The 21517-nt window shown below is 69.5% G+C and carries 19 protein-coding genes and 2 pseudogenes; 4 read left to right on the forward strand and 17 right to left on the reverse strand.

What is annotated here, in order from left to right; genetic code table 11:
* Positions 1 to 10: 10 nt before the first annotated feature.
* The 17 genes and pseudogenes from hemA to bchF all read right to left on the reverse strand — a co-directional run bounded on the left by hemA (position 11) and on the right by bchF (position 16499).
* A complete protein-coding gene (hemA, locus tag MPPM_RS26165; RefSeq protein ID WP_096487579.1) occupies positions 11 to 1228 on the reverse strand; it encodes a 5-aminolevulinate synthase in 1218 nt (405 codons plus the stop codon).
* 56 nt (positions 1229 to 1284) lie between these two features.
* Complete coding sequence (puhE, locus tag MPPM_RS26170; RefSeq protein ID WP_096487580.1) at positions 1285 to 2094, reverse strand: putative photosynthetic complex assembly protein PuhE; 810 nt, start codon at positions 2092 to 2094, stop codon at positions 1285 to 1287.
* A 1-nt stretch (position 2095) separates the two neighbouring features.
* A complete protein-coding gene (gene acsF / locus MPPM_RS26175) occupies positions 2096 to 3196 on the reverse strand; it encodes a magnesium-protoporphyrin IX monomethyl ester (oxidative) cyclase (protein WP_096487581.1) in 1101 nt (366 codons plus the stop codon).
* On the reverse strand, positions 3193 to 3489 hold the full coding sequence (locus tag MPPM_RS26180) for an O2-dependent cyclase accessory protein (RefSeq protein ID WP_041929137.1): 297 nt from the start codon (positions 3487 to 3489) through the stop codon (positions 3193 to 3195). The genes acsF and MPPM_RS26180 overlap by 4 nt, the downstream gene beginning before the upstream one ends.
* A 17-nt stretch (positions 3490 to 3506) precedes the next feature.
* On the reverse strand, positions 3507 to 3977 hold the full coding sequence (gene puhC / locus MPPM_RS26185) for a photosynthetic complex assembly protein PuhC (RefSeq protein WP_096487582.1): 471 nt from the start codon (positions 3975 to 3977) through the stop codon (positions 3507 to 3509).
* 15 nt (positions 3978 to 3992) lie between these two features.
* The gene (gene puhB / locus MPPM_RS26190; RefSeq protein ID WP_096487583.1) at positions 3993 to 4664 is read right to left on the reverse strand and encodes a photosynthetic complex putative assembly protein PuhB; all 672 of its coding nucleotides are present in this window, start codon (positions 4662 to 4664) and stop codon (positions 3993 to 3995) included.
* A 10-nt stretch (positions 4665 to 4674) separates the two neighbouring features.
* Positions 4675 to 5448, reverse strand: a complete 774-nt coding sequence (gene puhA / locus MPPM_RS26195) for a photosynthetic reaction center subunit H (protein WP_096487584.1) — start codon at positions 5446 to 5448, stop codon at positions 4675 to 4677.
* A gap of 14 nt (positions 5449 to 5462) precedes the next feature.
* The gene (locus tag MPPM_RS26200) at positions 5463 to 6908 is read right to left on the reverse strand and encodes a BCD family MFS transporter (RefSeq protein WP_096487585.1); all 1446 of its coding nucleotides are present in this window, start codon (positions 6906 to 6908) and stop codon (positions 5463 to 5465) included.
* Entirely contained in the window at positions 6905 to 7753 is an 849-nt protein-coding gene (gene bchM / locus MPPM_RS26205) for a magnesium protoporphyrin IX methyltransferase (protein WP_096487586.1), read from the reverse strand. Before bchM ends, MPPM_RS26200 begins: the two co-directional genes overlap by 4 nt.
* Positions 7754 to 7767: 14 nt before the next feature.
* Positions 7768 to 8661, reverse strand: coding sequence for a ferredoxin:protochlorophyllide reductase (ATP-dependent) iron-sulfur ATP-binding protein (bchL, locus tag MPPM_RS26210; RefSeq protein ID WP_096487587.1), 894 nt, complete (start codon positions 8659 to 8661; stop codon positions 7768 to 7770).
* Positions 8658 to 12374 carry a magnesium chelatase subunit H gene (locus tag MPPM_RS26215; RefSeq protein WP_096487588.1) on the reverse strand — a complete coding sequence of 1239 codons (3717 nt, stop codon included), beginning with the start codon at positions 12372 to 12374 and terminating at the stop codon, positions 8658 to 8660. The genes bchL and MPPM_RS26215 overlap by 4 nt, the downstream gene beginning before the upstream one ends.
* On the reverse strand, positions 12349 to 13941 hold the full coding sequence (gene bchB / locus MPPM_RS26220; protein WP_096487589.1) for a ferredoxin:protochlorophyllide reductase (ATP-dependent) subunit B: 1593 nt from the start codon (positions 13939 to 13941) through the stop codon (positions 12349 to 12351). The genes MPPM_RS26215 and bchB overlap by 26 nt, the downstream gene beginning before the upstream one ends.
* Before the next feature lie 5 nt (positions 13942 to 13946).
* Positions 13947 to 14651, reverse strand: a pseudogene (locus MPPM_RS26225) (nitrogenase component 1); the annotation flags it as partial.
* Positions 14652 to 14658: 7 nt separating this feature from the next.
* Positions 14659 to 14982: an IS1 family transposase gene (locus MPPM_RS28725; protein WP_053622179.1), complete on the reverse strand. Its 324-nt coding sequence runs from the start codon at positions 14980 to 14982 to the stop codon at positions 14659 to 14661.
* Positions 14934 to 15362 (reverse strand): IS1/IS1595 family N-terminal zinc-binding domain-containing protein, encoded by a 429-nt coding sequence (locus MPPM_RS28730; protein ID WP_083461089.1) that lies wholly within the window; start codon positions 15360 to 15362, stop codon positions 14934 to 14936. The genes MPPM_RS28725 and MPPM_RS28730 overlap by 49 nt, the downstream gene beginning before the upstream one ends.
* 64 nt (positions 15363 to 15426) lie before the next feature.
* Positions 15427 to 15999: pseudogene (locus MPPM_RS26235) on the reverse strand (nitrogenase component 1); the annotation flags it as partial.
* Complete coding sequence (gene bchF, locus MPPM_RS26240; RefSeq protein ID WP_096487590.1) at positions 15996 to 16499, reverse strand: 2-vinyl bacteriochlorophyllide hydratase; 504 nt, start codon at positions 16497 to 16499, stop codon at positions 15996 to 15998. The gene bchF and the pseudogene MPPM_RS26235, both read right to left, overlap by 4 nt.
* A 259-nt stretch (positions 16500 to 16758) precedes the next feature.
* Here bchF and MPPM_RS26245 point away from each other — a divergent pair, with 259 nt between their 5' ends.
* The 4 genes from MPPM_RS26245 to MPPM_RS26260 all read left to right on the forward strand — a co-directional run bounded on the left by MPPM_RS26245 (position 16759) and on the right by MPPM_RS26260 (position 21513).
* On the forward strand, positions 16759 to 17646 hold the full coding sequence (locus tag MPPM_RS26245) for a cobalamin B12-binding domain-containing protein (RefSeq protein ID WP_096488042.1): 888 nt from the start codon (positions 16759 to 16761) through the stop codon (positions 17644 to 17646).
* 45 nt (positions 17647 to 17691) lie between these two features.
* A complete protein-coding gene (gene ppsR / locus MPPM_RS26250) occupies positions 17692 to 19137 on the forward strand; it encodes a transcriptional regulator PpsR (RefSeq protein WP_096488043.1) in 1446 nt (481 codons plus the stop codon).
* A 124-nt stretch (positions 19138 to 19261) separates the two neighbouring features.
* A complete protein-coding gene (gene chlG / locus MPPM_RS26255; RefSeq protein WP_096487591.1) occupies positions 19262 to 20149 on the forward strand; it encodes a chlorophyll synthase ChlG in 888 nt (295 codons plus the stop codon).
* The gene (locus tag MPPM_RS26260) at positions 20146 to 21513 is read left to right on the forward strand and encodes a BCD family MFS transporter (protein WP_096487592.1); all 1368 of its coding nucleotides are present in this window, start codon (positions 20146 to 20148) and stop codon (positions 21511 to 21513) included. Before chlG ends, MPPM_RS26260 begins: the two co-directional genes overlap by 4 nt.
* The last annotated feature ends 4 nt before the right edge of the window (positions 21514 to 21517 follow it).

Genomic DNA, 21517 nt, shown 5'->3' on the forward strand with positions numbered 1-21517 from the left:
GCGCCGTTCCCTACTCCGCCGCCGCCTTGCTCAGGCCGATCCGCCGCCAGATCGTGCTCAGCGCGTCCACGAGGTGGTCGATGTCGGCGTTGGAGTGGAGCGGCGAGGGCGTGATGCGCAGGCGCTCGGTCCCCCGGGGTACGGTGGGATAGTTGATCGGCTGGACGTAGATTCCGAACTCGTCGAGCAGGGAATCGCTGATCGCCTTGCACAGCACGGGGTCGCACACCATCACCGGAACGATGTGGCTCTGGTTGGCGAGCGTCGGGATGCCCGCCGCGTCCAGCGCCTGCCGCACCCGCGCCACCCGCTCCTGATGGCGGGCGCGCTCGACGCCGCTCGCCTTGAGATGGCGGATGCTGGCGGCGGCGCCCGCCGCGACCGCCGGTGGCAGGGAGGTCGTGAAGATGAAGCCCGAGGCGAAGCTGCGCACGAAGTCGCACAGCTGGGCCGAGCCGGTGATGTAGCCGCCATGCACGGCGAACGCCTTGCCGAGCGTTCCCTCGATCACGTCGAGCCGGTGGGCGAGCCCCATCCGCTCCGAGATGCCGCCGCCCCGCGCCCCGTAGAGGCCGACCGCGTGCACCTCGTCGAGATAGGTCAGCGCGCCGTGCGCCTCGGCGACATCGCAGATCTCGTCGATGGGAGCGATGTCGCCGTCCATGGAGTAGACCGACTCGAAGGCCACGAGCTTGGCCCGGCCGGGCTCGATCAGGGCGAGCTTGCGGTCCAGATCCTCCGGATCGTTGTGGCGGAAGATCTGGCGCTCGGCCCGGCTCGAACGGATGCCCTCGATCATCGAGGCGTGATTGCCCTCGTCGGAGAACACGACGCAGCCCGGAAGCTTGGAGGCGAGGGTACCCAGCGCCGCCCAGTTCGAGACGTAGCCGGAGGAGAAGATTAGCGCCGCCTCCTTGCCGTGGAGGTCGGCCAGCTCCTGTTCCAGCAGCACGTGGTAGTGGTTGGTGCCGGAGATGTTGCGGGTGCCGCCTGCCCCCGCGCCGCAGCGGTCGATCGCCTCGTGCATCACTCGCAGCACGGAAGCGTGCTGGCCCATGCCGAGATAGTCGTTGGAGCACCAGACGGTGACCTCGCGCTCGCCCCCCGGGCTGTGATGTGTCGCGTAGGGAAAGCGCCCGGCCTGACGTTCCAGATCGGTGAAGACGCGGTAGCGTCCCTCCCGGTGGAGACCGGTGATCGCGCTGCCGAAGAACGCCTCGTAGTCCATAACCGTCCTCCCCGATGAAAATCCCGGCGGCGGGTGGATCTCGCGTCCGCCTCACCTCATTCGCGTGGCACCGCGGCCGTGTCCTGCACCTCCGCGGACGCCGGGGCCGTGCGGCCCGGCAGGCTCCAGTTCCACAGCGCCGCCGAGGGCAGAGGCAGCATCAGGAACCAGTGTTCGAGGGTGGCCAGGGCCGCGAGCGCCGCGAGAAGGCTCAGGCCCGTGACCGCCTGCGGAGCGGCCTCCGCCGAGAGGGCGCCGCGGGCGAGCAGCACCGTCGCCGCCGTGCCCAGCGTCACCGAGACCGGAAACAGCGGGTTCATCGGCCGCCGGCTCAGGTAGCAGGCGAGATAGCCGAGATGCGAGGGCAGGAACTCGGCGTGGAGGTTGCGCACACCGAGGAACAGGTTGAGCCGGGCCGAGGCGTTCATCAGCGCGAGCAGGGCGTAGGTCCACAAAGCCACCCTGTTCCCCTCCCCCCAGGTCAGGCAGAGAATGGCGAGCCCGCCGAGCAGGATCGCGAAGTCGTGCCAGAGGCTGGTGGCGAGTGCCGCGAAGAAGCGGTCGAGCCCGCGCAGGTTCGGCGCGCAGGCCATGGGCTTCGGGCCGGAGACGAAGCCCATGTAGTAGCTCATCTCCTGCCAGCCCCAGACGACCACCGCGGCGGTGAAGCCGATATAGGCTCCCGTCTCGGTGTCGTCGTCCGCGACAGCGCCGATCGCCCAGAGCGCCCCGGCCAGCACGGCGCTCGCCGCGACCATGCTGCGGGGATGCGTCCGCCGCGGCAGATGCTGGAGAACCAGCACCAGACCGGTGGCCGACCACCACAGCAGGACGGCGTAGAGCGCCGGGGCGGCGTAGGCGCCCATGCTACCAGACCGGCCGGAGGCGGATGTCGGCCGGCATCGCGTTCTGCTTGACCGGCAGACAGTAAAGCCGTGCGAAGATCGCCGCCGCGGTCAGAGCCTGGGCGCCGTGTTTGAGCTTGCCCGAAAGGCCGCCCTCCGCCTTGGCGGCGGCGATCTTCTCGGCGCAGATCAGCAGCCGGTCGAGACCCGCCTTGAAGCGCGGGTCGTCGAGGTCGAGGGTGATCGGGAAGGTCTGTTTTGAGATCTCGGAGGTGATCCGGAAGACCTTGAAGTCGTAATCGGTCGGATCGACCCCGAGCGCCTTGTGGAAGGCGGGACGGCAATGGTCGCGGACATACATCGTCGCGAACACGGCGAGCAGGAAGAAGCGGATCCAGTAGCGGTTCACCCCTTCCGTCAGCCGCGGGTTGGCGCGCATCAGCAGCGCGAAGGCCTCCCCGTGCCGGAACTCGTCGTTGCACCACTTCTCGAACCACTTGAAGATCGGGTGGATGCGCCGCTCGGGATGCCGCTCCAGCTCGCGGTAGATGGTGATGTAGCGAGCGTAGCCGATCTTCTCCGAAAGATAGGTCGCGTAGAAGATGAACTTCGGCTTGAAGAAGGTGTACTTCTTGGTCTTCGTCAGGAAGCCGAGATCGACGCCGACGCCGAAATCCTTCAGCGTGTCGTTGATGAAGCCGGCATGCCGGGCCTCGTCGCGGCTCATGAAGCCGAACAACTCCTTGATGTCCTTGTTCTTGGCGCGCTTGCGCATCTCCGCGTAGAGCACGCAGCCCGAGAACTCTGCGGTGATCGAGGAGACGAGGAAGTCGAGGAACTCCTTGCGCAGCTCCGGATCCAGGTCCGCGAGGTCGCAGTCGAACTCCTCGTTGCGCACGAAGTGGCGCTTGTTCGGGTCCGAGCGCAACTCGTCGATCAGGATGTCCCACTCGCGGCGCACCGGCTCGACGTCGGTGCGGTCGAGTTCGGCGAAATCGGTGGTGTAGAAGCGCGGGCTCAGGAAAGTCGTCTGCTGCGCGCTCTTGGTCGATTCATTGACCGGATGGCGCGGCGGCGGAGCTCCGGCCGAGGACGGGTGCTGGGGCTGGACGGTGGCGTTCACAGCTTCCTCCGTTCGGAAAAGCTCACCTCGTAGAGTTCGGTCAGCTCGAGATGGGCGATCAGCTTGGTCCAGGCCCGCTCCAGCCGGCCGGCGCGGGTCACGGTGGCCGTGCGGCGCACGGTGAGGCGCTCGCCGTAGGGCACCTCGGTCGGGGCGTCGTGGACCTGAACCTCGTCGCCGGGTTCGATCTCGAACCCGGCATCGAGCGTCACGTGCGCGTGCAGGCTCTCGGGTGTCTGCTCGATCTCGACGGTGCAGGGCACCTCGACGACCGTCTTGCCGATCCAGGCCATGTCAGCCGCTCCTCCCATCAGCGCAGCTCCGTGCCGGGCAGCAGGCGAGCGAAGGCCTTCGCGTTCGACGGGCCGAAGGCCAGCAGCGCCACGTGGCGCCCGGTCGCTCCATCCTCCAACGACAACGTGCCGTTGTCGAATCGCGTGAGGGTGAAGGGCGGCTCGCGGCCCAGGCCCTCGCGCTGCCGCGCCTGGGCGAGGCCGCGCAGCGTCCCGCGGATGAAGCCGTCCTGACCCGGCTCGATCCGGGCGACCAAGCGTCCGTCCCCGGCCGCGCGCAGATCAATGCCGCCGTCCGGCAGATCCTCGGCGTGGAAGGCCAGAGTCTGGACCGGCCGGGACGGCTGCTCCTCCGGCTCCTTCTCCTGGCCGCGGCCGAGGGCGACCGCGAGCAGGGACACCGCCAGCAGAGAGGCCACGGCCAGAAGAGCCGGCCGCTGGGACGGCGGCTTCTGCGGCGGTCGGCGGAAGTTCAGTTCCACGGGCATCGGTCTAATTCCCGGCTATCGCGCCGCGGCCGTCGCGAGACGGCCCGGTGCGGCACCCCCGCGCGCGCCGATGGCGGCCGGCTCCTCGATGCGGGTGGGGCCGTCGGCATGGGCCGCCAGCGCCGGGGCGAGCAGGGCCGCCACGCTCCGGGCCTCCGGCACGGAGCGCAGCATCGGTTCCGGCCGGCTCACCCGCCAGGGGCGGGCATGGGGCCACAGGTGCAGGTAAGCGACACGCTCGCCCGGCGGCAGCCGCAGGGGAAGGTCGCCGCTGCCATCGGCGAACAGGCGCAGATCCGCCGACTCGATCCGGGTGAGCGGCAGGTTGAGGGTGATCGGCAGGGCGATGCCGACATGCATCACCACCCGCCGGTCGGTCAGGGTGTAGACCGTCGTGCGCTGGACGAGCCAAGCGAGGAAGGTCAGCAGCCCCAGAGCGCCGAGACCGATCAGCAGGGTCGGACCCGCGACGGCGAGTGCCCGCGCCGGCCCGCCGCTGGCGGCAGCACCGATGGCGAGCACCGTGGCGGCGCCGGCGAACCAGAGCATGACGAGCCGGGCGTGAAAGGCGCGCAGCAGCACGCCGTGCAAGGTCGGGGCGCCGCGCCACAGGATGCGCTCGCCCGCAGGCAGCGGACCGGGCAGCCCCCGCAGAGTCCCTTCGGGCAGGAAATCCGACTCGCTCATAGGATCGGCCTCAGAGAATCGGTTCTTGGCGGGCCGGCGAGGCGTAGAGCGTGCCAGCGCCGAAATAGGCCATGATCCGCTCCTCCTCCCGAAGGGTGACGGAGTCGGGATCCTTGGTTCCGGGGATGTCGGCGAACTGCGCCGCCAGCAGCGCCTCGGTCTTCACGGTGCGCGAGAAGCGGCCGGTGGTGCAGAAGGTCGCCGGCATCAGCACCCGGCGCCCGCCCGCACCGAGTTCGACCTCGTAGTAGCGCACGAAGGATTCGCCGCGATCGACCCAGAGATCGACGACGGTGCCGGCGACCTGCCGGTCGGCGCCGAAGACCGGCATCCCGATCGGGTTCGGTCCGTCCTCGTGGACGACGAAGGCGTCGGCGACGCGCAACGGAACGATGCGGTACTGCGCGTCCCAGGTCCGGTCGTGCTCGTCGTGGCGCGGCACCCACGAGCCCGGACCGACGCCGGCCTGAAGCGAGGTGTCGGTGCGGAAGTAGGGTGCGCCGGGGAAGACCTCGCGGCGGGTGCTCGGCACGTCGGTGTCGTAGGCGATGTTGGTCTGCGGCGCGTACATCGTGTGACCGCTCGACAGGTGGAACGCCTTCGGTGTCGGGATCAGGATCGGATCCGGGCTCTTGAGACGGCCGGCGGCCTCGTTCTCCAGCGGATAGCCCTCGCGCCGGTCCTCGCGCCGGAGATAGAAGACGAGGCCCGCGAAGAAGATCCAGAACGCGTATAGCGTGACCTGCGCGACGTCGATGTAACCGGTGATCTCGCCTCTGGGCATGGCAGGCCTCCCGATCAGGTAAGACGGTTGACGAGGGGATCGAACCGGCCAGCCTGCCCCTCGTCCGGGCAGTCGGCCTCGGGCTCGGCCGCGCGCACGAGCGGACCGATGGCGACCAGGGTGGCGAAGAGCAGCGCGATCTCGACGTGGTAGACGATGAGGTAGCCGATCGCCGGCTCGTTCATGCCTTCGCCGAGCGCCCCCGACTGAGCGATCGCCGCGCCGAGATCGCGCAGGATGCCGCTCGCGGCGATCGCGGTGCCGGCCGCGGTCGCCTGCGCCGCGCCCCAGGCGCCGAGGGCGAGGCCGGTATCCTCCGGCCCGGCCTTGGCCATGGAGGCGGTGAGCGTTCCGTGGGCGAACAGCCCCCCGCCGATGCCGATCAGGGTGACGCCGGCGGCGAAGAGCCGGGCGGACGCGAGCGGTGCGGCAAAGATCACCGCCGAGAAGGCGGCGATGCCGATCACCGTGCCGGTGGCCGCGACCCGGTAGGGATCGCCCCCGCGGTTGAGCCAGCGCGCCGCCGCGATCAGGCCGAGCCCGCCGCCCGCCGCGAGCATCGCCGTCAGCGCCGTCGTCTGCGCCACGGTGAGGCCGAGGATCTGGCCGCCGTAGGGTTCGAGCAGAATATCCTGCATCGAGAAGGCCGCGGTCCCGAGAGCGATCGCCGCGAGACGCCGCCGCGCGGTGCCCTCGCCGGCATAACCGCGCCAGGACTGCGAAAAACTCGGCCGCGGCTTGGTCCGGTCCGTGCGGCCGGGATCGCGCGCCTCCTGCTTCCACAACGCGACGCCGTTGAGCACGATGGTGATCAGCGCCGCGCCCTGGATCACCTGGATCAGGCGGATCGCCGAGAAATTGGCGAGTGCCAGCCCGAACAGAACGGCGCTGCCCATCATGCCGGCGAGCAGCATGGCGCAGAGGAGCGCCACCACCTTCGGGCGGGCGTGGGCCGGGGCAAGATCGGTGGCGAGCGCCAGGCCGACGGTCTGCGTCGTGTGAAGTCCCGCGCCGACGAGCAGGAAGGCGAGCGCCGCGGCCGCATGGCCGACCCAGAGCGGGCCGGTGGTGTCACCCGACAGAATCAGAAGGGCGAACGGCATGATCGCCAGCCCGCCGAATTGCAGCAGCGTGCCGAACCAGATGTAGGGCACCCGCCGCCAGCCGAGCACCGACCGGTGCGTGTCCGAGCGGAAGCCGACCAGCGCCCGCAGGGGCGCGAACAGGAGCGGCAGCGACAGCATCACCGCGACGATCCAGGCCGGCACCGCCAGTTCGACGATCATGACGCGGTTGAGCGTGCCGATCAGGAGCACTGCGGCCATACCGACGGTGACCTGAAACAGCGACAGCCGCATCAGCCGCCCGAGCGGCAGCTCCTTCGTCGCCGCGTCGGCGAAGGGAAGGATCGCCGGGCCGAGACGCAACAGCGCCTGGGTGATGGCGAGGCCGGACTTCATCGAGATTGCCCTCCCCCCACTGCGGGGGAGGGTGGCCCCTGCGTCAGCAGGGTTCGTGAGAGGGGAGCGCCGCTTCCGGACGAACCTGAGCCGGCCCCTCTCCCGCCCGCTCCGCGGGCACCCTCCCCCGCAGAGGGGGGAGGGTTTTTTTGTCTGCGCAGCTCGATGGCGTTCGAGAGATAGAACCCGCTGTTCACCCTCTGCGTGCGGTCGACGGCGAAGCGGACCAGCGCCTGCTCCCGCGCGATGCGCCGCCGCAGCCCGCCCTCCGTCACCGGCACGATGGCGGGCGCCCGGTCGGCCTTGGGAAACAGCTTGCCGGCCGTATGCATCAGCGTCAGCAAAGCCGTGCGCGGCGCGACCGTGAACAGCAGGCTTCCGTCGGTGCGCAGGGACAGTTCGGCGAGCGCCCGCACGATGTCGGGCGCCTGATAGTGGATCAGCGAATCCATCGCGATGACATGGTCGAAGCGTCCGAGCCAGGGATCGAGCATGTCGCCGACACGGAAATCGACGGAGCCCGGCCCGGCGATCGCCGGCAGACGTTCGCGGGCGAGCCCGATCAGCGTCGGCGAGACGTCGATGGCGACAACCTCCGCCCCCCGGCGGGCCGCCTCGACCGCGAGCGCGCCGGTGCCGCAGCCGGCATCCAGCAGGCGTCGGCCGGTCAGATCCTGCGGCAGCCAGCCGAGCAGGGTCGCCCGCATGGTGTCGCGCCCGGCCCGCACCGTGGCGCGGATCTTCGAGACCGGCGCGTCGGAGGTCAGGCGCGACCACGCCTCGACGGCGGTGCGGTCGAAATAGGTCTCGAGCTGCGAGCGGCGGGTGAGGTAGGGCGTGCTCATCAATCGAAGCCCGATCAGTCGAAACCAAGAAATTCGAACAGGTCGCGGTCCTTCATCGGCGCCGCCTCGCACGGGTCGGCGCCGGCCCAGAGCGCTTCGGCCAGCCGCATGTACTCGTCGGTGACGGCCTTCAGCTCCGGCGAGGCGTCCATCTCGAACAGCGTCGACTTCTTCAGCCGGGAGCGGCGCACCACGTCGAGATCGGGGAAATGCGCCAGTCGGCGCAGGCCCACCGCGGCGTTGAAGCGGTCGATCTCGTCCGTCTTGGCCGAGCGGTTGGCGATGACGCCGCCGAGGCGCACCCCGTAATTCTTGGCCTTGGAGTGGATCGCCGCGACGATCCGGTTCATGGCGAAGATCGAATCGAAGTCGTTGGCGGTGACGATCAGCGCCCGGTCGGCGTGCTGCAGCGGCGAGGCGAAGCCGCCGCAGACCACGTCGCCGAGCACGTCGAATACCACCACGTCGGTGTCTTCGAGCAGGTGGTGCTCCTTGAGGAGCTTCACCGTCTGCCCGACGACGTAGCCGCCGCAGCCGGTGCCGGCCGGCGGGCCACCGGCCTCGACGCATTTCACACCGTTGAAGCCCTCGACGACGAAATCATCCGGCCGCAGCTCCTCCGAGTGGAAGTTCACCGATTCGAGCGCGTCGATGACGGTCGGTGCAAGGCGTTTGGTCAGGGTGAAGGTCGAGTCGTGCTTCGGGTCGCAGCCGATCTGCAGGACGCGCTTTCCGAGCTTCGAGAAGGCCACCGAAAGGTTCGAGGAGGTGGTGGACTTGCCGATGCCGCCCTTGCCGTAGACCGCGAAGACCTTGGCGGTCTCGATCCGGTCGGCGGGATCGAGCGCGACCTGGAGGCTGCCCTCCTCGCGGCGCATGGCGACCGGATTGCGGATGGCGATGTTCATGCCGCGACTCCTGCGGTGATTCCGGGCGTGACGCCCTCGAGCCGGTCTTCCAGCTCCTCCTCGGCGCGGTCGAGCGCGTCGCGCATCGCCGGGTCGGGGGTCCAGAAGCCGCGGCGATGGGCCTCGATGAGACGGCTCGCGACCTTGGCGCAGGCGGTCGGGTTGAGCGACGCCATCCGGTCGCGCATCTGATCGTCGAGCACGAAGGTCTCGGTGATGCGCTCGTAGATCCAGGGCTGCACCGCGCCGGCGGTGGCCGACCAGCCGACCGTGTTGGTCAGCGTCGCCTCGATCTGGCGCACGCCCTCGTAGCCGTGGCCGAGCAGGCCCTCGTACCATTTCGGGTTGAGCATGCGGGTGCGGGTCTCCAGCGCCACCTGCTCATCGAGGGAGCGCACGCGCCCCTCCCCGCGGGTCTGGTCGCTGATGTAGATCGGCACGCTGGCGCCCTTCGCGCGGGCGACCGCACGGCTCATGCCGCCGAGCCCGTCGAAGTAGTGATCGACGGATGTGACACCGAGTTCGACCGAATCGAGGTTCTGGTAGGCGAGATCGACCCGGGCGAGCACCGCCTTCATCAGGTCGCGCCGGGGTTCGGGACGCCCGGTGCGGCCGTAGGCGAAGCTCTTGCGGCGGGAGAACGTCTCGCAGAGCTCACCCTCGTCGTCCCAGCGGCCGGACTCGACGAGATGGTTGACGTTGGCGCCGTAGGCCCCCTCCGCGTTCGAGAAGACCCGCAGGGCTGCCGTCTCGAAGTCGCAAGCCTGCTCGGCCTGGATCGCCAGGGCGTGCTTGCGCACGAAGTTCCGGTCGATCGGCTCGTCGGCCGAGGCCGCCAGAAAGCTTGCTTCCGCCAGAAGCCTCGTTTGAAGCGGCAGGAGATCGCGGAAGATGCCCGAAAGCGTGACCACCGCGTCGATGCGCGGCCGGCCGAGTCGCTCAAGCGGGATCAGTTCGGCTCCGGCGAGCCGGCCGTAGCCGTCGAATCGGGGCGCCGCGCCGATCAGCGCCAGCGCCTGGGCAATCGGGCCGCCCTCGCTCTTCAGGTTGTCGGTGCCCCACAAGACGAGAGCAACGCTTTCCGGCAATGCCCGGCCTTCGGCGATGTGGCGCTCCAGCACCCGCGCCACTTGCTTCGCTCCATCGGCCAGCGCGAAGGCCGAGGGCAGACGGTAGGGGTCGAAGCCGTGCAGGTTGCGCCCCGTTGGCAGGATCGCGGGATTGCGCAACAGGTCGCCGCCCGCCACGGGGGCAATGAAGCGCCCGTCGAGTGCCCGCAGCAGGGAGGGCATCTCGCTGTCGCGGGTCAGGTCACGATCGATCCGGGCGAGATTGGCGAAAGCGGTTCGGTTCGCTTCGCTGAGGGGCAGACCTGCCTCGGCCAACGCTTCGTTGAGCGCCGCACCCTCGGTCAGCCGCTCGATCCCGGCGCGCGCCGGTTTCAATCCGTGCGAGGCGTCCGCCAGCGCGAGCAGAAGATCGACGCGCTCCTCGCCGGCCATGCCCTCGCCGACCACGTGAAGGCCGTGCGGGATCAAGGTCTGTTCGAGCTCGCTCAGCGCGGCGGCGAGCGCGGCGACGCGCGGGCCCGTGTCGCCTTCCCAGGCCGGTTCGGCCGGCACGAGATCGACGGCTGCGCCCTGTGCCTGGATGATGGCGGCCAGCGCCGTCCGCTCCGAGAACGCTTCGGGTTCCAGGCCGCGCCAGCGCTCGATCGAGACCTTGAGGTCGCTCAGACCGCGGTAGAGCCCCGCCGTGGCGAGGCTCGGTGTGAGGTAGCTCACCAGCGTCGCGGCGGACCGCCGCTTGGCGAGCGTGCCCTCGGACGGATTATTGGCGGCGTAGAGATAGATGTTCGGAAGGTCGCCGATCAGCCGCTCGGGCCAGCAGGCCCCCGACAGCCCGGACTGCTTGCCGGGCATGAATTCGAGCGCACCGTGCGTGCCGAAGTGCAGTACCGCGTCGGCGGAAAAGTCCTCGTGCAGCCAGCGGTAGAAGGCGCAGAAGGCGTGGGTCGGCGCGAAGCCCTCCTCGAACAGCAGCCGCATCGGGTCGCCCTCGTAGCCGAAGGCGGGCTGCACTCCGACGAAGACGTTTCCGAACCGGGCGCCGAGAACGAGGATGTCGGCGCCGTTGCTCTGGTGGCGGCCGGGCGCCGGACCCCATTGCGCCTCGATCTCGGGCAGAAAGGTCTCGCGGCGGACGTGTTCCTCCGCCGAGACGCGGGCATGGACATTGGCGGGGGTGCCGTAACGCGCGGCGTTGCCGCCGAGAATCGTTTCTCGCAGGGCGTCGACGCTTGCGGGGACCTCGACATCGTAGCCGTCGGCCTTCAGGCCGCGCAGGGTGTTCAGCAGCGAGGCGTAGACCGAGAGGAAGGCGGCGGAGCCCGTGGCGCCGGCATTCGGCGGGAAGTTGAACAGCACGACGGCGAGCCGCCGCTCGTGCTTCGGACGGTTCCGCAGGGAGACGAGCCGCTCGATGCGGGCGGCGAGACGCTCTGCGCGCTCGGGATGCACGCGCATGTCGCGGGCATTGCCGGGGCCGGACCCCGACGAGCGGCCGCCGAACACCATCGGCGCGGTCGCGCCGTCCAGTTCCGGAATCGCGACCATCATGGTCGCCTCGACCGGCGAGAGGCCGCGCGCGCCCGCCTCCCACTGTTCGAGCGTCTGGAACTCGAGCGCGTGGGCGGCGAGATACGGCACGTCGAGCCGTGCCAGGGTCGCCTCGGCCGCCGCCGAGTCGTTGTAGGCCGGGCCGCCGACCAGCGAGAAGCCGGTGAGTGAGACCAGCGCGTCGATCGTCGGCTGTCCGTCCGCCGTGAAGAAGGCGTCGACCGCCGGGCGGTTGTCGAGCCCGGCGGCGAAGGCCGGCACCACCGAAAGGCCGCGCGCCTCGAACGCGGCGATGACGCCGTCGTAATGCGCCGTGTTGCCGGCCAACACGTAGGAGCGCATCAGCAGCAGGCCAACGCGCCCGCGCGCCCCCGGCACGGCCGGCATCGCCGAGAGGTTCTCGCCGACCCGGCCCGACATGCGCGGATGGTAGAGGCCGGTCTCGGGATAGTGCTGTGGGGCCGGCGCGGCTGCGATCTCCCGCCATCCGCAGCGGGGACCGGCGGCGTAACGCTGCACGAGGAAGCGCACGAGGCTCGCTACGTTCTCGTCCGAGCCCGCGAGCCAGTATTGCAGGGTCAGGAAATAGGCCCGCACGTCCTGCGCCGAGCCGGGGATGAAGCGTAGGATCTTCGGAAGCTTGCGCACCAGCGCCATCTGCCGGGCGGCGTTGCCCTCCGCGCCCGGCTTGCCCCGCAGACGCTTGAGGAAGTCGAGCGCCGAGCGCTTGGCGCCGCTCATGTCGAAGCGGTGGAGCCGCGTCGTGCGCACGATCTCGGCGGCCGAGAGGCAGCCGATCATCGCGTCGCAGGCATCGCGGCGAGCCAGCAGCGCCGGCAGGATCGCCCGAACGTGCTCGTCGAGGAACAGCATCGCCGAGACGACGATGTCGGCGCGGGCAATGTCCGCCTCGCAGGCCTGGAGAGCGGCCTTGTCGGTCTCCCATTCGGCGGCGGCGTGGAAGCTCAGCACCAGGCCCGGCATCTGCGCGGCGAGCCGCAGACGCGCCCGCTCCACCGCGCTCGCCAGATGATTGTCGAGCGTGACGATGGCGACGCGGATAGTGGGCCTATCGGCCGAAATGCGCCTTGGCATCGTAGAGGGTCTCGAGGGTGATGAGCGGTAGGTGCCGCTCGCGGGCGAAGCGCTCGGTGTTGGCGCGGGCCTTCCCGCGCACGAAGAACGGGATCTTCTTCAGCTCCTTCTCGGCATCGGGCGCCCACGGCGCGGTTCGGATCGCATCGGCGTCGGGGATGGGGAGGGATGGAACGGGCGCCGACGCGAGGGGAGGATTCATCGGCGCCCGCTCCGCGGCGTCCGCGATCCGGCTCGGCGTGCGACCGAGATGGGACGGGGCGGCGCCATCGTGGAATTCGGGATCTTCACGGAACATCCCGAGGAGATGCTCCTCCAGCCCCATCATCAGGGGATGCACGAGGGTGTCGAACAGGACGTTCGCGCCTTCGAAGCCCATCTGCGGCGAGTGGCGGGCCGGAAAGTCCTGGACATGGATCGGCGCCGAGATCACCGCGCAGGGGATGCCGAGCCGCTTGGCAACATGGCGCTCCATCTGCGTGCCGAGCACCAGTTCCGGCATGGCTGCCTGGATCGCCGCCTCGACGTCGAGGTAGTCGTCGGTGATCGTCGCCTCGATCCCGTGCAGGGCGGCCTCCGCCCGGACTTCGCGGGCGAATTCGCGGCTGTAGCTGCCGAGTCCGACGAGCCTGAAGCCGAGTTCGTGCGCGGCGACCCGGGCGATGGCCAGGGCGTGGGTGGCATCTCCGAAGACGAAGACGCGCTTTCCCGTGAGATAGGTCGAGTCGACGGAGCGGCTGTACCAGGGCAGCCGCGACGACGCGTCGGCGAGGACGGGGGCGGGATCGGCGCCGGCGAGCGCCGCAACGGCCTCCACGAAACGCCGTGTCGCCCCGACGCCGATCGGCACTGTGTCGACGAAGGGCTGCCCGAACGTCTTTTCGAGGTACTGCGCGGCGGAGCGCGCCACCTCGGGATAGAGCACGACGTTGAAGTCGGCCTCCCCCAGCCGGGCGAGATCGCCGGGACTGGCACCGAGCGGCGCGACGACATTCACCGCGATCCCGAGCGCATCGAGAATGAGCCGGACCTCGATCAGGTCATCGCGGTTGCGGAAGCCGAGCGCGGTGGGCCCGAGGAGGTTGCAGCAGGGGCGCCGTCCCGTGCGCGAGCGGCGCTCGGCCGGGCTGCCAGCGAGCGCGCGCACCAAGCGGTAGAAGGTCTCGGACGCGCCCCAGTTCTCCTTCTTCTGATAGGCGGGCAGTTCCAGAGGAATGACGGGGATCGGCAGGTCGAGCGCTCTGGCCAGGCCGCCCGGATCGTCCTGGATCAGTTCCGCCGTGCAGGAGGCGCCGACGATCATCGCCTGCGGACGGAAGCGCGCGTAGGCGGCGGCGACCGCTTCCTTGAAGATCGCGGCGGTGTCGCGACCCAGATCCTGGGCCTGGAAGGTCGTGTAGGTCACGGGCGGACGCTTGGCGCGCCGATCGATCATCGTGAACAGAAGGTCGGCGTAGGTGTCGCCTTGAGGCGCGTGCAGCACGTAGTGCAGGCCCTCCATCGCGGTGGCGACCCGCATGGCGCCGATATGCGGTGGTCCCTCGTAGGTCCAGACGGTGAGCTGCATCGCCGCTACACCTCCAGCCGGGCGCGCCGCACGAGCGGGCGCGCGAAGAGCTCGGCGAGGTCGCCCGCCTGTTCGTAGCCCTGAATCGGCGTGAACAGCAGTTCGATCGACCACTTCGTCGTCAGCCCCTCCGCCTCCAGCGGGTTGGCGAGACCGAGGCCGCACACCGTCAGGTCCGGCCGCGCCGCCCGGCAGCGGTCGAGCCCGTCATCCAGGCTCTGGCCCTCCACCACGGGCGTCCCGCCGGGAAGCCAGTCGATCTCCGCGGCGAGGTGGGCGCGATGGAGGTAGGGCGTGCCGACCTCGATCAGCTCCGCGCCCATCTCCCGCGACAGGAAGCGGGCGAGCGGCACTTCGAGCTGCGAATCGGGAAAGAAGAACACCCGCCTGCGCGCGAGCGTCTCGGCGTAGGCCGTCAGCGCCTGGCGCGCTCGCCGCACGCCCGGCGCCGTCACCGCCTCGAAGCGTCCCGTTTCGACGCCGAACGCTTCGGCCGCCGCGCGAAGCCACGCGGTCGTCCCCTCGGCACCGAGGGGAAACGGAGCGGCGATCCGGCGGGCGCCGCGTTCCTCCAGGGCCCGGGCGGTGTCGGCGAGGAAGGGCTGGGCGAGGAGGAAGCGCGTGCCGCGCCCGACCGCCGGCATCTGATCGGCTCGCCGCGCCGGCAGGAACCGTGCGGCGATGCCGAGATCGGAGAACAGTCGCGTGAAGAGGGTTTTAGGTTAGCATAGAGAGCAGGTCGCTGATCCTGCAGTTTCCGGCGAAACGGGCGAAGAGGGCGAGGCTGACGTCCACCATGCGCTTGGCTTTCGAGACCACGATTGAGCGGCGTCGAAAGCGGGCGAGCCAATGCCGCTGCCGGGCGTTGTCCCGCTCGATGCTGTGGGTCTCGTCCTTGCCCGTATAGTGCTGCCCGATCGGCAACAGCGCGGTGTAGGCAGCGTAGGCGTCCGTGCAGTAGAGCCGGGTGCGCCAGCGCTGCAGCCGTTGGATCAGGCGCTCGCAGGTGGCCTTGTCACGACCGCCGCATTCCCAGTCCACCAACTGCCCTGAAGCACGATCCCAAGCTTTCCAGATCCAGAGCGGCTCGGACTTTTTTTCACATAGTGCCACATCTCATCAAGCTCGATCACCACCGCCCGGCCTTCCGGCTCGGGCTTGTGCGCGTAGGCGGCGGCGAACTGCTCCAGCCAAGCCTGGATCGTCGGTGTCGAGACACCGAGCAGCTTGGCGGTGCGGTTCATCGACAAGCCGCTGACATACAGCAGGACCGCGGTGGCCTTCATGGCCAGCGGCTTGCCGCGGGCGGGCGTGTCGGTGAAGTTCAGGCCACAGGCCTTGCACCGATACCGCTGCTTGGAGCGCATCAGCCCATTTTTGACGTGCTCCTCACTGCCACAACGCTTGCACTGCAGACCCATGACCCACCTCCCGCCGAATGCGCTCGGCGAGGAAGATAGGTCATCTATGCAGCCCTAAAACCCTCCGCGTGAACTGGTCCTCGACCACGTCGGCGAGCGCGCCGACGACGAGCAGATCGTCCGTCGCGGTCGCCGCCGGCAGGTCCGGCACCAAAGCCGCGAGGCAGGCATCCTCTCCCTGAGTGAAGGTCGTCTCGATGCCCGAGCCCGAGTAATTGAGCACGCGCACGGCGGGAGCCAGCCGCTGCGACAGCCGCAGGGCCGCCCGCGACAGGTCGAGCTTGATCACCTCGGAGGGACACGAGCCGACGAGGAACAGCAGCCGGATCTCCGGCCGCCGCTCGATCAGCCGCGTCACGACCCGGTCGAGCTCCTCGTTCATGTCGGCAAGGCCGGCGAGATCGCGCTCATCGATGATGGCGGTGGCGAAGCGCGGCTCGGCGAAGATCATCACGCCCGCCGCCGACTGGATCAGGTGGGCGCAGGTGCGGGAGCCGACGACGAGGAAGAAGGCGTCCTGGATCTTCCGGTGAAGCCAGACGATGCCGGTCAGGCCGCAGAACACGGCCCGCTGACCACGCTCGGCGCGGATGGCGACGTCGCATCCGGTTGCGGCGATGGGCGCGTGGGCGTTCACCGCGCGGCTCCCGCTGCGAGGGCGAGGGAGGCCGGCGCCTCGAGCCGTGCCGCCCGGAGCTTCAGGAGGAACTGAACGGCATTGATGAGGTAGGCGGCATAGGCGGCGAGCGCGAGGACCATCAATCCGGGCGTGTCGAGCCAGCCGAGACCGAGTGCGGCGAGATAGGCCGTGTGCAGCGCCAGCACGAGGATGCTGAACACGTCCTCCCAGAAGAAGGCCGGCGCGAACAGGTAGCGGCCGAACACGGCCTTTTCCCAGATCGAGCCCGTCACCATGATCGCGTAGAGGACGAGGGTCTTGGCGACGACGGAGGCGCTGGCGATCGCCGCACCTTCCCCGGTCGCGAGCGTGCGCAGGACGAGGCCGAGACTCGCGAGGAAGACGAGGAACTGCAGAGGAGCCAGCACTCCCTGCACGAGTGTCCAAGGCGAGGCGTCGCGCCGTTGGCGCTCGGCGCTCGTGTAGAGCGGTGTGTGCCGGCCCTGGCGCTGACGCATGGCGTCGGCCCTCGCTCATTTCCCGGCTCCGTCCGGCGGAACCTCGTTATGGCGGAGCCTAGGCCCGGCCAGCGGAAACTGTCAATCCAAGTTGACGTTCTTCCAGAATGACAATTAGCCGATGGAGGCAGGGCGCCTGGGATTGCCAATCCTGAGCGGAAGCGTATCGTTGGCGCTACACGCGTCCGTTGCTTTCGGCGAGGTTGTGCGCATTAAAATGCGCTCTTTCCCACCGAGCCGCATCCTCGGGGAGGCGCCCATGGGTGAGTGGAGGCATTTCGGCGAGCGATTCGAGTTCCCTGCGGTCGCGCCGGATTGCGCCGCCCTGGGAGAATCGCTGGCAGGCTCAGTCCTCGGGGATCAGCCCGGTGAAGCCCGAATGCGCGGTCAGCTCGCAAGCGTCGTCGAGGCGGAGATTCTGCCACGGCTCATGCTCGCTCACCGCGACCGGCCCCCCTCGCGCAGTCCGGTATCGAGCCGCCAGCCGACCCCTGAAGAGGTTCAGCGCCTCTGCGAATTGCTGCTCGCCCGCACTGACACCGACCTCGCCGCCGTCCTCCTGAATTTCCTTGATGCGGGGCTGACGCTCGAAGGCGTGCTGGTCGAGTTGCTCGCACCCGTGGCCCGACATCTCGGACAGCTCTGGGAAGACGATTCGTGTGACTTCGTGGATGTCACCGTCGCCCTCGGACGGCTCCAGGCGGCGACGCGGGATTTATGCGCGAGACTGGAGGACGATGCCGTCGACCCGTCGGGGCGCAGCATCCTCCTGATGCCGTGCGCCGGTGAGACGCACGTGTTCTGCCTGTCGCTCCTGGCGAGCATCTTCCGCGAGGCGGGATGGGATGTGACCACGACGGGTGCCGGGTCGGGTTGCGGCCCCGAAGAGCTCGTTCGCTCGGACTGGTTCGACGTCGCCGGTCTGACCCTTTCCTGCGACGTCTTCCTCCCGGCCCTTCCGGATCTGATCCGCAACTTGCGCATCGCCTCGCGCAACCCGAGGCTCAAGGTCCTGGTCGGAGGGCCCTACTTCGCCAGGAATCCGGGCCATGTGCGCCTCGTGGGTGCGGACGGCACCGCGGAAGATGGGCGGCTTGCACCGCTCATTGCGGAAAGCTTGCTTGAAATGCGATCGCGAGCCTGTTGATAAGGGCGCTTCCCGCGCCATCACGAAGTATTGACCTTGAGCAGCTTGGCGAGCCCCTCTCCCCGGCGCCCTTCCCCGGCGCTGCAACAGGCGGCCGGCCTTCTCGACAGCGAGCAGGCCGGGCTGCTGATTGCGGCGACGTCCGATCTGTCCCTCGTTGTCGATGAGCGCGGCATCATCCGCGACACGAGCGCGGGCCGCTCCGATTTCGAGGGCCAGGGCATCGAATCCTGGCTCGGCCGGCCGTGGATCGACACCGTGACGGTCGAGAGCCGGCCGAAGATCGATGCGTTGCTGCGCGATGCGGCACCCGGCACCATCACCCGCTGGCGGCAGGTCAACCATCCCTCCCCCACCGGGACCGATCTTCCGATCCGCTACGCCACGCTCCGGCCGCAGAAGGACGGACCGATCATCGTGGTCGGCCAGGATCTTCGGTCGGTCGCCGCGCTGCAGCGACGTCTGGCTGAGGCTCAGCAGGCGCTGGAGCGTGACTACGACCGCCTGCGCACGGCCGAGACACGCTACAAGCTCTTGTTCCAGCTCTCCGGCGAACCCGTGCTGGTGATCGATGCGGGCACGCGGCGCGTGACGGAGATCAATCCGGCCGCGATGCGGCTGCTCGGCCGTTCGCTGAAGCGCGTCGTCGGCGGAGATGCCGCCGACCTGTTTGACGCGGGAAGTCTGCGCGAGCTCGAAACCCTGTTCGCGGGCCTGCGCGTCACGGGGCAGGCAACCGATCTCGTCGTGCCGTTGAACGGCGGCCGGGGTGATGTCCGCGTTTCCGCGTCCCTGTTCCGCGGCGAGGGCACGACCTCCGTGCTGATGCGCCTCGCCCCGCTGGCGCCGGTCACGCCCGAGCGTGTCGAATTCAACGGTGGTGCGCTCGACATCATCCAGCGGATGCCGGAGGGCTTTGTCGTCACCGACGCCGCGCGCCGAATTCTGACCGCTAACACCGCCTTCCTCGACCTCACGCAGCACGCGACCGAGGAGCAGGTGCGAGGGCGGACGTTAGACAACTGGCTCGGCCGTGAGGAGACCGAAGCGCTCTCGCTGTTCGCGATGCTGCGCGATTACGGCTCGGTACGTCACTTCCCGACCTCGATGCGCGGCCAGTACGGCTCGCTCGAGGAAGTGGAGGTTGCCGCTGTCGCCACCTCTCACGCCGAGCAGCCCTGTTTCGGCTTCACCGTCCGCGCGACGCCGCGCCGGGCGGCCCCGGTCCATGCGGGGGGCGGCGTGCACGACCTGCCCCGCTCGGTCGAGCAGATGACGGAGCTGGTCGGACGCGTCTCGATGAAGGCTCTCGTGCGCGAGACGACCGATCTGATCGAGAAGCTGTGCATCGAGGCGGCGCTGCGAATCACCCGCGACAACCGCGCTTCCGCCGCGGAGATGCTGGGCCTGAGCCGCCAGGGCCTCTACGCCAAGATGCGCCGCTACGGCGTCGGCGACCTCGATGCGAACGACCCTGAGTTGACGCCTTAGCGCGATGCACCAAAATTATGCATTATAGTGCTGCTCTCCTGATGTCTGCATCGAAATCGATTTTGTCTGGCACGAGTGTAAAGTCGAGTTGACACTCGGCCCGCGACGTCGGTAGCTTCCCGGTATGGCAACGCCCGCACCAAGCGCCGTCGTCGAGCTTCTCAAGCCGATCACATGGTTCGCTCCGATGTGGGCATTCGGCTGCGGAGTGATCTCCTCCGGTCAGGCACCGTCCGGGCAATGGCTCGTCATCGGCGCCGGCGTGGTCCTGGCCGGGCCTCTGGTCTGTGCCACGAGCCAGGCCGCCAACGACTGGTTCGATCGCCATGTCGATGCCATCAACGAGCCGAACCGCCCGATCCCGTCGGGGCGCATTCCCGGCCGGTGGGGGCTCTATCTCGCCGCCGGCTGGACGATCCTGTCGCTGGCCGTTGCCGCGATGCTCGGTCCCTGGATCCTCGGCGCCGCCCTGTTCGGCCTCGTGCTGGCCTGGATCTACTCCGCGCCGCCGCTCCGGCTGAAGCGCAACGGCTGGTGGGGCAACTCGGCGGTGGCCCTCTGTTACGAGGGGCTTCCGTGGTTCACCGGGGCGGCCGTGATGGCCGCATCGATGCCCGACCGGCGGGTGCTCCTCGTCGCCCTGCTCTACTCGATCGGCGCGCACGGCATCATGACCCTCAACGACTTCAAGTCTGTCGAGGGGGACCGGGCCATGGGCCTGCGCTCGCTGCCGGTGCAGCTTGGCTCCGATCGTGCGGCGCGCTTCGCCTGCCTCGTCATGGCCCTGCCGCAGGTGGCGGTGCTGCTGCTCCTCTTCCATTGGGAGCGGACTTGGCACGCCGCCCTGGTCGGCGCCCTGCTCGCCGGGCAGCTCGCGCTGATGCTGCATTTCCTGAAGGCGCCCCGGGCCCGGGCCGCCTGGTACAACGGTACCGGCACGACGCTCTACGTCCTCGGCATGCTGGCCTCGGCTTTCGCCCTGCGCCCGCTCGTGCAAGGGCTGGCCTCATGACCCGAGCCATGCCCGCCTTCCCGCCATCCTTCTCGTGGATCCAGATCGTCCGGCTCGGCCTCGTCCAGACCGCGCTCGGCGCGGTGGTGGTTCTCATGACCTCCACCATCAACCGGGTCATGGTTGTGGAACTGGCCTTGCCTGCCGTGGTGCCCGGCGGCCTCGTCGCCCTGCACTACGCGACGCAGGTGCTGCGGCCCCGCTGGGGCTACGGCTCGGATGTCGGCGGGCGGCGCACGCCGTGGATCGTCGGCGGCATGGCTGCGCTCTGCCTCGGCGGCTTCGGCGCTGCGGCGGCGACCGCCCTCGCCGCGACGCACGTCGCCGCCGGGCTGGCGCTCGCCGTCCTGTCCTTCCTCCTCGTCGGGATGGGCGCGGGCGCGGCGGGCACCTCGCTCCTCGTCCTGCTCGCGACCGGGGTGGAAGCGGGGCGACGGGGCGCGGCGGCGACCATCGTCTGGGTGATGATGATTGCGGGTTTCGCCGTGACCGCCCCGCTCGCCGGTCATTTCCTCGATCCGTTCTCGGGCGCGCGCCTCATGGCCGTCTCGGGCACCGTGTCGTTGGTCGCCCTCGCCGTGGCCCTGCTCGCGGTCGCCGGCATCGAGCCGAGACGGCAGGCCTCGCCGGCCGCCCGGGCGGAGGCGAAGCCGCCGTTCCGCGCCGTGCTGGCGCAGGTGCTGGCCGAGCCCGCGGCGCGGCGCTTCACCCTATTCATCTTCGTCTCGATGCTCGCCTATAGCGCGCAGGAATTGATCCTCGAACCCTATGCCGGTCTCGTCTTCGCGATGACGCCGGGGGCGACGACCAAGCTCGCCGGGCTCCAGCACGGCGGCGTGCTCGCCGGCATGCTGTTCGTGGCCGGCGTCACCGTGTTCATCGGCGGGCCGGTGCTGGGCTCGCTCAAGCTCTGGACGGCGATCGGCTGCGCGCTCTCGGCGCTGGCGCTCGGGGCCATCGCTGCTGGCGGGCCGGTCGGGCCGGACTTCCCGCTGCGGGCGGCGGTGGCGGGGCTCGGCTTCGGCAACGGCGTCTACGCCGTGGCGGCGATCGGCTCGATGATGGCCCTGGCCGGGCGCGGCGGTGAAGCCGAGCGCGGCACCCGCATGGGCGTCTGGGGCGCGGCTCAGGGCGTCGCCTTCGGGGCGGGCGGCTTCCTCGGCACGCTGGCGGTCGATCTCGCCCGCCTCGTCGCGTCGGAGCCGGTCTACGCCTACGCCGCGGTCTTCGCGCTCGAAGGCGTTCTGTTCCTCGTCGCCCTGCTGATCAGCCTGAGTGTCGAGCACGTCACCGTCGGCCGCCGGCAGAACCCACTGACCGAAACGGCTTCCTTCCAGCTGAATCCCGGTTTCGAGGCGAGGTAGTGCC

This window comes from Methylorubrum populi (assembly GCF_002355515.1).
In the GTDB taxonomy this organism is placed as follows: domain Bacteria; phylum Pseudomonadota; class Alphaproteobacteria; order Rhizobiales; family Beijerinckiaceae; genus Methylobacterium; species Methylobacterium populi_A.

Excerpts from the sequence above, each read along its gene's own strand:
- hemA (WP_096487579.1), bottom strand. The coding sequence starts at position 1,228 with ATGGACTACGAGGCGTTCTTCGGCAGCGCGATCACCGGTCTCCACCGG.
- puhE (WP_096487580.1), bottom strand. The coding sequence starts at position 2,094 with ATGGGCGCCTACGCCGCCCCGGCGCTCTACGCCGTCCTGCTGTGGTGG.
- MPPM_RS26180 (WP_041929137.1), bottom strand. The coding sequence starts at position 3,489 with ATGGCCTGGATCGGCAAGACGGTCGTCGAGGTGCCCTGCACCGTCGAG.
- puhC (WP_096487582.1), bottom strand. The coding sequence starts at position 3,977 with ATGCCCGTGGAACTGAACTTCCGCCGACCGCCGCAGAAGCCGCCGTCC.
- puhB (WP_096487583.1), bottom strand. The coding sequence starts at position 4,664 with ATGAGCGAGTCGGATTTCCTGCCCGAAGGGACTCTGCGGGGGCTGCCC.
- puhA (WP_096487584.1), bottom strand. The coding sequence starts at position 5,448 with ATGCCCAGAGGCGAGATCACCGGTTACATCGACGTCGCGCAGGTCACG.
- MPPM_RS26200 (WP_096487585.1), bottom strand. The coding sequence starts at position 6,908 with ATGAAGTCCGGCCTCGCCATCACCCAGGCGCTGTTGCGTCTCGGCCCG.
- bchM (WP_096487586.1), bottom strand. The coding sequence starts at position 7,753 with ATGAGCACGCCCTACCTCACCCGCCGCTCGCAGCTCGAGACCTATTTC.
- bchL (WP_096487587.1), bottom strand. The coding sequence starts at position 8,661 with ATGAACATCGCCATCCGCAATCCGGTCGCCATGCGCCGCGAGGAGGGC.
- MPPM_RS26215 (WP_096487588.1), bottom strand. The coding sequence starts at position 12,374 with ATGCCAAGGCGCATTTCGGCCGATAGGCCCACTATCCGCGTCGCCATC.
- bchB (WP_096487589.1), bottom strand. The coding sequence starts at position 13,941 with ATGCAGCTCACCGTCTGGACCTACGAGGGACCACCGCATATCGGCGCC.
- MPPM_RS28730 (WP_083461089.1), bottom strand. The coding sequence starts at position 15,362 with ATGGGTCTGCAGTGCAAGCGTTGTGGCAGTGAGGAGCACGTCAAAAAT.
- bchF (WP_096487590.1), bottom strand. The coding sequence starts at position 16,499 with ATGCGTCAGCGCCAGGGCCGGCACACACCGCTCTACACGAGCGCCGAG.
- MPPM_RS26245 (WP_096488042.1), top strand. The coding sequence starts at position 16,759 with ATGGGTGAGTGGAGGCATTTCGGCGAGCGATTCGAGTTCCCTGCGGTC.
- chlG (WP_096487591.1), top strand. The coding sequence starts at position 19,262 with ATGGCAACGCCCGCACCAAGCGCCGTCGTCGAGCTTCTCAAGCCGATC.
- MPPM_RS26260 (WP_096487592.1), top strand. The coding sequence starts at position 20,146 with ATGACCCGAGCCATGCCCGCCTTCCCGCCATCCTTCTCGTGGATCCAG.